The organism is Streptomyces sp. NPDC060028 (assembly GCF_042736725.1).
Classification (GTDB): Bacteria; Actinomycetota; Actinomycetes; order Streptomycetales; family Streptomycetaceae; genus Streptomyces.
Map to the genome: position 1 here is coordinate 1 of NZ_JBHWVJ010000141.1, position 11,231 is coordinate 11,231.

At 69.9% G+C, this 11,231-nt stretch carries 10 protein-coding genes; 3 read left to right on the forward strand and 7 right to left on the reverse strand.

The features are described from left to right. Positions 1 to 1,284: 1,284 nt before the first annotated feature. The 3 genes from ACFWBF_RS36140 to ACFWBF_RS36150 all read left to right on the forward strand — a co-directional run bounded on the left by ACFWBF_RS36140 (position 1,285) and on the right by ACFWBF_RS36150 (position 3,345). Positions 1,285 to 1,923: a hypothetical protein gene (locus ACFWBF_RS36140; RefSeq protein WP_365928756.1), complete on the forward strand. Its 639-nt coding sequence runs from the start codon at positions 1,285 to 1,287 to the stop codon at positions 1,921 to 1,923. Beyond that, positions 1,920 to 2,393: a MarR family transcriptional regulator gene (locus tag ACFWBF_RS36145; RefSeq protein ID WP_385609086.1), complete on the forward strand. Its 474-nt coding sequence runs from the start codon at positions 1,920 to 1,922 to the stop codon at positions 2,391 to 2,393. Before ACFWBF_RS36140 ends, ACFWBF_RS36145 begins: the two co-directional genes overlap by 4 nt. Positions 2,394 to 2,703: 310 nt before the next feature. Further along, a complete protein-coding gene (locus ACFWBF_RS36150; protein WP_385609087.1) occupies positions 2,704 to 3,345 on the forward strand; it encodes a ScbR family autoregulator-binding transcription factor in 642 nt (213 codons plus the stop codon). A gap of 27 nt (positions 3,346 to 3,372) precedes the next feature. Here the strand turns inward: ACFWBF_RS36150 and ACFWBF_RS36155 are convergent, their stop codons facing one another. The 7 genes from ACFWBF_RS36155 to ACFWBF_RS36185 form a co-directional block, all read right to left on the reverse strand. Continuing rightward, the gene (locus ACFWBF_RS36155; RefSeq protein WP_385609088.1) at positions 3,373 to 4,017 is read right to left on the reverse strand and encodes a carboxymuconolactone decarboxylase family protein; all 645 of its coding nucleotides are present in this window, start codon (positions 4,015 to 4,017) and stop codon (positions 3,373 to 3,375) included. A gap of 167 nt (positions 4,018 to 4,184) precedes the next feature. Continuing rightward, on the reverse strand, positions 4,185 to 4,970 hold the full coding sequence (locus tag ACFWBF_RS36160; protein ID WP_385609089.1) for a response regulator transcription factor: 786 nt from the start codon (positions 4,968 to 4,970) through the stop codon (positions 4,185 to 4,187). 150 nt (positions 4,971 to 5,120) lie between these two features. Further along, a complete protein-coding gene (locus ACFWBF_RS36165; protein WP_377779073.1) occupies positions 5,121 to 5,522 on the reverse strand; it encodes a GNAT family N-acetyltransferase in 402 nt (133 codons plus the stop codon). Then, positions 5,506 to 6,792 (reverse strand): adenylosuccinate lyase, encoded by a 1,287-nt coding sequence (gene purB, locus ACFWBF_RS36170; RefSeq protein WP_385609090.1) that lies wholly within the window; start codon positions 6,790 to 6,792, stop codon positions 5,506 to 5,508. Before purB ends, ACFWBF_RS36165 begins: the two co-directional genes overlap by 17 nt. 37 nt (positions 6,793 to 6,829) lie before the next feature. After that, positions 6,830 to 8,350 (reverse strand): glutamine synthetase family protein, encoded by a 1,521-nt coding sequence (locus tag ACFWBF_RS36175; protein WP_385609091.1) that lies wholly within the window; start codon positions 8,348 to 8,350, stop codon positions 6,830 to 6,832. A 17-nt stretch (positions 8,351 to 8,367) separates the two neighbouring features. Beyond that, positions 8,368 to 9,741 carry an amidase gene (locus tag ACFWBF_RS36180; RefSeq protein ID WP_385609092.1) on the reverse strand — a complete coding sequence of 458 codons (1,374 nt, stop codon included), beginning with the start codon at positions 9,739 to 9,741 and terminating at the stop codon, positions 8,368 to 8,370. Between the two features lie 89 nt (positions 9,742 to 9,830). After that, the coding region (locus tag ACFWBF_RS36185) for a hypothetical protein (RefSeq protein ID WP_385609093.1) at positions 9,831 to 11,231 on the reverse strand (1,401 nt) is incomplete at its 5' end.

Here is an 11,231-nt window from a genome sequence, read left to right on the forward strand (position 1 = left end):
CCCGCGGCGCTTGCGGTTGCGGATCTGGTCGGCCGGCTCGGCGATGGTGCACCGGGGTCTCCGCTTCGCTTCGACCCAAGGAAGCCTCCTCGCTGCGCTCGGAGGAAGAGATCCTCGCTTGGCTCGGGGGCGCCTTTGGCGCCTAGAGCCGGCCTGCGGCCGGATGGTCTCCGCTTCGCTGCGACCAAAGAGCCGGCTGTTTGGTTTGGGGTGGGGCCTTAGTCCGAGGTGCCCCGCGGGCGGGCGTCTTCGCTTTGTTTGGGCTAAGCAAGGGAGCAGTTGATTTTGACTGGGTGGGGTCGGCCTTTGGCTGATGGTTTTTGCTTCGCTTGGCTGAAGAGAGCTGCTTGGTCTTGAGGGGTTGAGCGTGGGCAGGGGTTTCTGTTTTGGGCTGGGGGTGGGGGGTTAGCTTCGGTTTGATCTGTAACTGGGTTTGGTTTTGCGGGAGTTGGTTGCTGCTGGCGTTTGAACTGCTGTGGCCTTTGGTTGTTCGGTTTTGACTGGGTGACTCCGTGGGTTGCTCTGGGGGGCGGGCGCATGGTTTGGGCCAGGGGTTGGGGTGGGGGTGTTTGGGGGTTGGGGAGGGGTCGGGGGTGTGGGGTGGTGTTTGTGCTGGTCAGGAGGGTGGGGGGAGGTGGGTGTTAACGGCGTTAATGGTGCTTGGAGGGGGGTGATTCAAAAGTGGGTGCGGATAAAGACGGGAATCAGTCAGATTCCACGGGGGTGTAGCGGTGAGGTCCAGTGATCCTGTAGCGCGGAGTGGGGGGTGTGGTGGCGTCAGGAAGTGGTGTTGGGCTGGGGGTTGGGGACGGCGTTGTGGGCGTGTAGAGGGGCGACCACCGGCCTATAGAAGGTACGGAGATGCGTTGCCGCAGGTCAGAGGGGGTTCGGGGGGAAAGATATGTCCCCTCAGAAGGGACATATCTCGGGGGTTGTGTCGCTCGTAGGGGGACACAACGAGCGCGAAACGTTGGTGAGGCTGACGTAAAATGGGGTAAAACGTCGGGGGGGCTGACGTTTTAGGGGAGATGTGTCGGTTAACTGGCGGTGGGGTGGGTGGGGTTGGTCGGTGGGGGTGGGGGAGGGTCTTGGAGAGGGGGTGGCTGAGATGTGTCCCCTCTGGGGGGACACAAGACACGCCGAACGTCAACGAGCGTGACACTTGTGTCACCCTTGTTGACATACTGATCTCCGCAGATCAACGAAGTGGAGAGCAGCCTCGTGTCATCAGAGCCACAGCGCCGACGGGGAAGTCCGGTAGGGACGCCGCGTCCCGATCTGCCGGTGGATGATGCGATCTCCGCGTGGAGTCAGCCGCTGGCTCCGGTCAAGGATCTTGACAGCCTGGCCAAGCGGTACCCGACGCGGAAGCTGACCCTGGACGGGGAACGCAAGCCGCTGGAGTTCTACGGGACCGAGAACCAGCCGAATGCGTTCTCCATGGACAGCCTCGAGTTCTTCCTGGTGATCGCCCAGTACTTCCGGGAAGCGCTGCCCTTGCGGCTGATCCTGCTGCTCATCGCCTGTCAGCGAGCGGGGGGCCGGATTCCGCTCACGCAGGAGGAGATGGCTACCATCCTGGATGTCAGCCGGACGAAGACCTCGGAAGCGCTGCACACGGTGATGTCTCATGGGATCGTCTTCAAGGTGCGGCGGGGTGTGTATCAGTTCAACCCGCCCTACAGTTATCGGGTAGCGGAGTTCATCCCGGGTACTGAGATGACGGGTGAGTTCGTGAAGGTGGAGCAGCACAGCACCATTTCGCAGATTCGTGGTGACACGAACCTGCCGGACCTGGTGCGCTTCCCTTCGCTGGACCACATGCGGCAGGCCATCGCGGAACTGCGGGCAGAACGGGCAAGAGAGCGCGCTTCGCGTCGGCTGAGCCGGGTGAAGCGCAGGGAAGAAGGGACAGCTCAGTGAGCACCTTGCGATTCGCTGCGGTCAACGCCGATGGGCTTCTCTCCGACCTCGACCTGCCGCCGGCTGCCTACCGGGTGCTGCTGAAGCTCCGTTCGCTGAGCGAGCCGGGGGGTCGGATCCTGATCGACCAGGCGACGGTCGGCGGGCTGCTGGACCTGAGCCGGCCCAGTGTGAACGCGGCGCTGCGGAGTCTGGAGCTCGCCAAGCTGGTGAGGAAGATCCGAAATGGCGTTTATCAGATCAACCCCATGCTGGCCGGGTACAACTCGTTCGAGGATGCCGTCGCGGCCGTGAACGAGATGTCCTCGGAGGAGCGGCTGGACGCCCGGGGGTATGTCGACAGCTATCACCGGGCGGTGGCGGCGTATCAGGACCAGCTCGCCGAGCAGCGCAAGAAGCGGGCGGCTCAGGCCGTGGCGAAGAAGGCTGCGGAGTCGAAGCGGCGTAGGGCGTTGCATGCCGTGGGGTGAGTGTGGGCGGTAGGAGGGCTTCTGAGGGGTGCTCAGGGGCTTGGGAGGGCCTCGGGGATACCCTGGGGCCCTTTTTGGTTTTGCGGGGCTTGGGAGGGCGGGTGGCTCGTCTGTCACATATGCCCGACGCGATACGTCATGGGGCTGTCGTCGGTCCGAGGTGACGTGAGCGGAGGTGGTGAGTCGTGCAGGCCGTCCTGGGCCCGCGCCATCCAGCCGTTCTCCACCGGGACTGGGGGCGGTGCGCGGATCATGAAAACGGAAGTATGTGCCCCTTTGGCAAACCGTGGTCGCGGTTTGTGGAGACTTCATGGTGAAGCAGGAGCGTGCCGCCCGCACGCGTGAAACGCTCGTCCGTGCCGCAGCCGAGGTGTTCGCCGAGGAAGGCTTCGTCACCGCCTCCATCGCCACGATCGCCAAACGGGCCGGTGTCAGTGCGGGCGGGCTGCACTTTCATTTCGGGAGCAAGCCGTTGCTGGCCGAGGCCGTGGAGGGGCGGGCCGCGGAGGCGGTACGCCGGATCACCTCGGGGCGCCGGCGGGAGGCCGACCGGGACGCGCTGCAGGTGATGGTGGACTCCACGCACGACCTGGCGGCCCTGCTGTCGCAGGACCCGGTCGTACGGGCGGGGTTCGGGCTCTGCGCGGACCTGGCCCGGGACAGCGTCACGGATCTGCGGGGGCAGTGGCGGCGCTGGATCGAGGAGGTCTTCGAGGCCGCGGCGCGGGAGAACCGGCTGGCCGCCGGGGTCGAGCCGGATCACGCGGCGCACGCGGTGGTCGCGGCGACGGTGGGGTTCGAGGTGCTGGGGGCGGCCGAGCCGGGGTGGGTGTCGCGGGGGGTCGTGACGGACTTCTGGGAGCTGCTGCTGCCGAGGCTGGCGGCGCCGGAGGAGTTGGGGCGGCTCACTGCCGGGGGTGGGGGAACAAGCCCGTACGGGTGTGGCGCGTAGGGCTGTTCCCCGGGTGGCGGGAGCGGGCTACCAGCCGAGCCGCGGGACCGCGCGGCGGGCGGGGCCGGGGCGGGGCTGGGTCCAGGGGGCCGGGGTGGCGGGGGTGACCGGGCGCGGCGGGCGGGTCGGGGTCCAACGGGGGGCCTTGGTCCGGGCGCTGTCCTGGGGGTCCGCCTGGCCGTCCGGCTGGTCGTCCTCCTGGCGGGGGGCCGCAGGCTTCGGGGCGGCCGCCGTGGCGGGGTGGAAGCGGTGCCAGGCGTCGCTCGTGGTGACGGTGGCGAAGAGGGCGGCGAGGGCGCGTTCCCCGTAGTGGCGGGAGGCCTCGGCCCAGACCTCGTCCGGTACGCGGTCGTCCATCGCGTCGCCGGCGGCGTGCGTGACGGCCTCGGTGAGGGAGAGGGCGGCGCGCTCGGCGTCGGTGAAGCAGGCCGGGTCGCAGTTGCGCCAGTCCGCCACGGAGCCGAGGCGCTCGTTGGTCTCGCCCTTGCGCTTGAGGGCGCGGCCGTGCATGCGGGTGCAGGCGGCGCAGCCGATGAGCTGGCTGGCGCGCAGGTGTACGAGGCACTGCGTGGCGGGTGAGACGCCGGCGATGGCCGCGGATGCGGCGAGCGCAGCGAGTGCCTTGGTCGCACCCGGGGCGATGATTGCCGGACCAACCAGTCGTGTCTGCATGGCTGTCCTCCTCAGAGCCTTACAGAGCGCCGTCGCCGCACGGGGGTGAGGGGCGGTCGGTGTCTGTCACAGGTATGACGGAGGGGGTGAGGGAAACGTGACCGGGTGGTGGCCTCGGGATGTTCTTTTTTGTTCGCGGCTCACGGCCCGCGCTCGTCGGCCCCGGGTCAGGGGTGACCGATTTTGAAACCCACTCCGCGGATGGTGATGATCCAGGAGTTGGCGCCGAGCTTGCCACGGAGGCTGCTGACGTGGGTGTCCACGGTGCGGCGGGACCAGGAGTCGCCCCAGACCTGTTGGAGCAGGCGTTTGCGGGAGACGACCGTTTCGGGGTGGGAGGCCAAGAGCAGGAGGAGGTCGAACTCCTTGCGGGTCAGCCTGACCTCGTCGCCGGCGAGGGTGACCTCGCGGGAGTTGACGTCGATGCGCAGGGGACCGTGTTCGACGGCCGTGGTCGCGGTGGCCGGCTGCCATTGGGAGCGGCGCATGACGGCTTCGATGCGGGCCATCAGTTCGCGGAAGCCGTAGGGGCGGACCACGTAGTCGTCGGCGCCGGCCTGTAGGCCGAGGACGCAGTCGAGTTCGGAGCCGCGGGAGGTCACGATGATGACCGGGACGCGGCTGGTGGAGCGGATGACGCGGCAGACCTCCAGGCCGTCGAGGTCGGGGAGGTCGAGGTCGAGGAGGACCAGGTCGACGTCCTCGTGGACGCGCAGGGCCGCGGCGCCCTTCTGTGCGCAGACGGGTTCGTGGCCCTGTCGGCGCAGTCGTTCGACGAGGGGGTCCGTGCCGTCGGCGGCGCCGTCGACGACAAGGATCCGCAGGTGGCCGCACGGGCCGGCCGCGCGGGGCCCCGGCCCGGTCGGGTGTTCTTCGACCGGGTGGGGCTCCGCGTGGCCGTGCGGCGCCGGTATGTGGGGCTCCAGAAGGGCCCCTGAGGAAATCTGGTTCATTACTCCCCCGCGACTCACGCATCCCACGGCGACACGTCCGTGGGAGCTCGTGCTGGGCTCGCCGGAAAATCTACCGATCGGTGCCCGTGAACTGAAGTGGACTGGGACGGCGCTCGAACGGCTTTCCGGTGGGCTGCGAGCCTGCTGCCGCTACGGGTTGAGGACCCAGGCCGAGCCGTGCTGGGTGAAGCCGATGTGGGGGTAGTACTCGGTGGCCGCCGGCGCCGACAGGAGCACGATCTTGACTCCCGGGGTTTCCTTCTGGGTCGCCTCGATCAGCGCGCGGCCGATGCCGCCGCGCTGGTAGGTCCGGTCGACGGCGATGTCGGAGAGGTACGTGACGTAGCTGAAGTCGGTGATGCTGCGGGCGATGCCGATGAGCTTGTCACCGTCGCGCGCGACGAGCACGAGGTTGGCGTTGTCCAGCATGACGCGGAAGCGCTCGGTGTCCGCGATGGGGCGGCGCTCGCCGAGGCCGGAGGCGCGGTACACCTCGAGGACCTCTTCGAGGTCCAGGGAAGCGCCTTCGACGCGCTCAATCTTCCAGTTCACGGAGCTGCTCCAATCGGTTGCGGATGACGCCATGGTTGCGCAGGAACCGGTCCGGGGTGAGCGTGCCCAGGTCGATGCCTTCTTTGGCCAGTGTGCTACTGAAATGCTCGCCGGAGGCGATGGTGTTGTTGGCGGCGCTCTGGACGGCCCGGTAGGCCTTTTCGCGTTCCATGCCGCCCTGCAGGAGGTCGGCGAGGACGGCGGAGCTGTAGACGAGGCCGTCGGTCTGGTCGATGTGCTCGGCCATCCGGTCGGGGAAGACGGCGAGGTTCTCCACGAGCTCGGTCGCCCTCGTCGCCTGGAAGTGGCCGACGCAGAGGCTGTCGGGCAGGATGACCCGCTCGACGGACTGGTGGGCGAGGTCGCGCTCGTGCCAGAGGGCGATGTTCTCCACCGCCGAGTTCGCGTAGCCGCGCAGCAGGCGGGCCAGGCCGTTGAGGCGTTCGCTGGTGGTGGGGTTGCGCTTGTGGGGCATGGCGCTGGAGCCCTGGTAGGCGCTGGTGCGGCGTTCCTCGACCTCGCGCACCTCGGTGCGCTGCAGGAGGCGCAGTTCGAGGGCGAGGTGTTCGACGCAGGCGCCGAGGGCGGCGACGGCCTGGAGGAGCTGGGCGTGGCGGTCGCGGGCCACGACCTGGCTGGGGGAGGGTTCGACGCCGAGGCCGAGCGCCTCGCACACGTAGCCCTCGACGTACGGGTCGATGAGCGCGTACGTGCCGACCGAGCCGGAGATGGTGCCGACGGCGACCGCTTCGCGGGCGGCCGCGAGGCGGGTCAGGGAGCGGTCGACGGCGAAGGCGAAGCCGGCGAGCTTGTGGCCGAAGGTGGTGGGTTCGGCGTGGACGCCGTGGGTGCGCCCGATGATCGGGGTGTCCCAGTGTTCGGCGGCCCGCTCGGTCAGGACGCGGCGCAGCCGCCGGGCGGCCGCGGTGAGCAGGTCGGTCGCGCGGGCCAGGGTGTGGCCGAGCGAGGTGTCGACCAGGTCGTAGCTGGTCATGCCGAGGTGGACCCAGCGGGCGGACGCGTCGGGGATGCCCTCGCAGTACGCCGCGAGGAAGGAGAGGACCTCGTGGTCGCGCTCCTTTTCGATCTCGGCGACGCGCGCCGCGTCCGGGACCTTGGCGCGGCGCATGTCCTCGACGGCGTCCTCGGGGACGAGGCCGAGCTTGGCCTGGGCTTCGGAGGCGAGGATCTCGACCCGTACCCAGGTCTCGTAGCGCGACTGGTCCGCCCAGAGGGTGCCCATCTCGGGCAGGGTGTAGCGGGGAATCATCGATGCTCTGCTTTCGTCGGAGGGGGACGGCGCGCGGTCAGAAGTTCTCGAAGTACTCGCGCTGTTCCCATTCCGTGGTGGCCGTACCGGTGGGTCCGGCTTCGGAGGCCCAGGCCTCGTACCGGGCGGCCTCGCTCTCCTTGAGCTTGATCAGGCAGGCGGCGAGCGGCTTGCCGAGCAGGTCGGCGGCGGGGCCGGAGCGGAACGCCTCCAGGGCCTCGGGCAGGGACTGCGGCAGGGTCTCGGCGCGGGCGTCGGGCGCGGAGCCGACGCGGACGGGCTCGGTGGTGCCGGGGAATCCGGTGAGCCCTTCGAGGCCGGCGTGCAGCTGGGCGGCGATGTTGAGGTAGGGGTTGGCGCAGGGCTCGCCGACCCGGTTCTCGATGTGGGTGGAGCTGCCGCCGCCGACGACGCGGATCATCGCGCCGCGGTCCTCGAAGCTCCAGCCGATGCGGGTCGGGGAGAGCGAGTGCTCGGCGCCCAGGCGGCGGTAGCCGTTGACGGTGGGGACCGAGAGCAGGCAGTAGGCGCGGGCGCGGTCCATCAGGCCTTCGGCGTACGACTTGCCCTCGGTGGAGATGCCGGCCGCGATGCCGTCGGCGGCGAAGATGTTGCGGCCCGTGGTGTTGTCGATGACGGACTGGTTCAGGTGCCAGCCGCTCGGGTCGAAGCTGTCGACGCGGGGCAGCGACATGAACGAGGCGTGGTAACCGCGGCGGGCGCAGGACTGCTTGACGTGGGTGCGGAAGAGGAGCATCGCGTCGGCGGTGTCGAGCGCGGTCATGGGGCTGAAGGTGGTCTCGATCTGGCCGGGGCCCGATTCGTGTTCCATCGAGCGCAGCGGCAGGCCGAGGGCGACCAGGTCCATGGCGATGGGGTTGGTGATCGCGGCCACGGAGGCGTACGCGTTGTCGCCGTTGAACTGGTAGCCGGAGTCGACGGCTTCCACGGCGGGGGCCGGGCCCTGCAGGCCGAAGCCGTTGCCGACGTTGCCGGCGGTGGTGTCGAGGCGGCGGGTGAGGTACCACTCGGCTTCGAGGCCGACGATGGGGGTGAGGTCGCGCTCGGTGTACCGGGCGGCGATCTTCTTCAGGACGTGCCGGGTGGACAGCGGGTGCGGGGTGCCGTCGCGCAGGTACTCGTCGCCCAGGATCCAGGCGGTGCGCGGCCCGTCGCCGGGCAGGACCTGGAAGGTGAGCGGGTCGGGGACGAGGACGAAGTTGCCCGCGCCGGTGATCTCGGAGACGCCGATGCCCGGGTCGCCGGACTGGAAGTCGACGGCGACGGCGTGGCCGGTGTCGAAGATGAACGGGCCGGGGCTGAAGTCCATGCCGTTGCGCAGGACGCCCTGGAAGGCCTGGGAGGTCAGCGTCTTGGAGCGGGCGAGCCCGTGGGGGTCGCAGAAGGCGACGCGTACGAGGTCGATGTCGTGCAGGCCGGCTTCGATCTGCTCGGCGGCGGCGGTCTGCTCGTCGTTCCAGATGCCGAATTCGGCGACGAACGACGAGCGGCCGACGCCGCCTTCCCCGTACGGGCGAGACCACGAGCGTGCATACATGGGCTACCGCACTCCTTCTATGACACACGATCCGGTATATCGGGCAAGGGCCCGAGCTCGGCCTCGATCCGCAGGGCGGTGGAGAGTACGAGGTCGTCGGCGCCCACGGGCCCGACGAGCTGCAGGCCCACCGGGAGCCCGGCACGGGTGAGTCCGGCCGGCAGGGACACCGCCGGCTGACCGGTCATATTGAAGGGGTACGAAGCTGGGGCCCAGTCGAGCCACAGTAGATCCCTGGGATCGGCTGCCCAGGAAGGTCCGATGGCGTCGGCGGAGAACGGTTCGATGGGGACGGTGGCCATGACGAGCAGGTCGAAGCGGTCCATCACCGACCGCAGGGTGGAGCGCAGTTCGTGGCGCACTCCTTCGGCGCGCATCACGGCGGCGCCGCTGAGGGTGCGGCCGTAGCGGACGATCTCGAGCCGGCCCTGGTCGATCCATTCGTCGTTCTCGGGGTCGGTGCCGGCGGCCTCGGTGGCCGCGACGATGTCGACGAGGGCGGGGTAGAGGCCGCCGCAGCGGACCTCGACGCGCTGGACGTGGTGTCCCTGCGCGGTGAGCACCGGCCAGGCCTGTTCGGTGATGCGGCGGATCTCTTCGGTGGTGCCGGGGTATTCGACCCAGCCGATGCGCAGGGACCGGTTTTCGCGCCGGGCGTCGAGGGAGCCGAGGGCGGAGTCGGGGTCGAGCCGGTCGGGTCCGGCGAGTACGGCGGCCAGTTCGATGACGTCGGGGACGTTCTTGGCGATGGGCCCGAGGTGGGCGAGGCGTTCGGCGCCGGAGGGCACGTAGGGGACCCGGCCGAAGGAGGGCTTGTAGCCGACGGTGCCGCAGAAGGCGGACGGGATCCGGATCGATCCGGCGCCGTCGGTGCCGAGGGCGCCGGCGCACATGCCGGCCGCGACGGCGGCGGCGGCTCCTCCGCTGGAGCCGCCGGCGGTGAGCGTGAGGTCGCGGGGGTTGCGGGTGGGCGGGGCGACCCGGGAGACGGTGCTGGCGCTCCAGCCGTACTCGGACGTGGTGGTCTTGCCGACGATGATGGCGCCGGCGGCGCGCAGCCGTGCCACGGCCGGGGTGTCGGCCTGGGCGCGGCCGTTGGGCAGCAGGGATCCGCGGGTGGTGGGCAGGTCGGAGGTCTGGATGAGGTCCTTGACGGACACGGTCACCCCCAGCAGGGGGCGGTCCTGCCAGGCCGCCGTGCCGAGCTCGCGGATGCGGGCGTCGGCTGCCTCGGCGGCCTGGAGGGCCTGTTCACCGGCGACGGAGACGTAGGCTCCGAGCTCGCCGTCGTGCTTGTGGATCCGGCTCAGGACCGATTGGACGTGCTCGAGGACGGAGACGTCTCGCAGGCGGAGGATCTCCTTGGTTTCGCCAACGCCGATAGAGGTCAACGGATCTCCTAGAGGGAACGGCCGATGGGTTGAGCCGGGGCCGAGCCGGGCCGGGCCGGGGTGGGCAGCCGGGCGGGGCCCGGCTGGGCTCAGGCCACCTGGTCCGAGGTGTCGGACTCTTCGGATGCGTCGGGAGCGGCCGCCATGACGGTGTCCCAGTGCCACTGGGAGTCGAAGGAGGTGACCTCGATGTCGGCGCCGGCGGCGGCGAGGCCCGCGGCGAGGCTGGACGCCTTGGCGATGAACTCCGAGGTGCGGTGGGCGGCGAGCATGTCCTGGGTGGTGAAGGGCGCGCCCTCGCAGCGCAGCAGCCGAAGGTCCATGAACCCGTTGAACTTGCGGTCCAGCACCTCCACCGCGTGCGGGCTGCGGACCGTGAAGCGGACCATGTTGTTGACGTGGCCGTGGTGGTGCTGGTCGGAGTAGAACGCGATGTCGGGGATGGTGGGCGGGACGAAGTGGTCGCGCGCCTCGATCTCGGAGGTCTTGGGGAGGTTGCCGGCGATGAAGTGCCAGGAGTTGTACTGCATCCGCGAGGACATGGCCCAGGCGGTGTCGGCGAGGCGGGCGCTGGAGTCCGCGAAGTAGGTACGGGCCTCGGCGCGCGGGACGACGCAGCAGAAGAACTCGGTGATGCCCCAGTCGACGATCTCGGCCCAGCTCTCGCCGCGCAGCGCCTCGATGAGGCGGGGCAGCGAGCGCAGGCCGCGGCTCATGGAGAAGTCGGCGTCGAAGGCGTCGGTGGCGGCGGCGACGGCCTCGTAGACGAGGGATTCCAGTCCGGTGCCGAAGTCGCCGTGGGGCTCGGCGAGCCACTGCGGGGCTGCGGCGAGGGCGTCGCCGAGCTCGTCGAGGTCGGCGCCGGCCAGCGGCAGGCGGGCGGTGAGGCGGGCGGTGACGGCGGCCTCGCGGGCGCGTGCCTCGTCCCCGTAGGGCTCGGCGACCCGCTCGATCTTGTGGACGAGCGCGCCGTGGATCTCGCGGTAGAGCTGGGCGTCGGCCAGGACGCCCTTGCGGCGCTCGAACAGGGCGCGGGCCAGGGTGTCGAGGTCCGCGACGCTCGCAGTGGCGGGGCGGGCGACCTCCTCGCCGCCGGGTACGTCGTTGTAGTGGCGGCGGTTCTGCTCCAGCTGGTACGCGACGTGCTCCAGGGACAGCTGCGTGCCGTTGGCCTCCTCGATGCGCGCGTATCCGGCGGAGCGGATGAGGAGGGTGAGGCAGGTGACCATCACGGCGTCGCTGTCGGGCCACAGTTCCAGCGGCAGGCCCTGCAGGGCGCTCAGGAAGCAGTCGGGGTGGCCGGGCCACAGCGTCTTGCCCGTGACGGTGTTGCCGTCGCGGAAGTTCGTGTACTGGCGGTCCTCCTGGTAGAGCATGAAGGGGGCGGTGCGCTGGGCGGCCTCCTTCAGGGCCTCCAGGGCCTCGTCGCGGCCCTGCGCACCCAGGGACCGAAGCCAGTCGCGGCAGTCGGCGACCGACTGGGCGAAGCG

Excerpts from the sequence above, each read along its gene's own strand:
- purB (WP_385609090.1), bottom strand. The coding sequence starts at position 6,792 with ATGATTCCCCGCTACACCCTGCCCGAGATGGGCACCCTCTGGGCGGAC.
- ACFWBF_RS36150 (WP_385609087.1), top strand. The coding sequence starts at position 2,704 with ATGGTGAAGCAGGAGCGTGCCGCCCGCACGCGTGAAACGCTCGTCCGT.
- ACFWBF_RS36160 (WP_385609089.1), bottom strand. The coding sequence starts at position 4,970 with ATGAACCAGATTTCCTCAGGGGCCCTTCTGGAGCCCCACATACCGGCG.
- ACFWBF_RS36175 (WP_385609091.1), bottom strand. The coding sequence starts at position 8,350 with ATGTATGCACGCTCGTGGTCTCGCCCGTACGGGGAAGGCGGCGTCGGC.
- ACFWBF_RS36155 (WP_385609088.1), bottom strand. The coding sequence starts at position 4,017 with ATGCAGACACGACTGGTTGGTCCGGCAATCATCGCCCCGGGTGCGACC.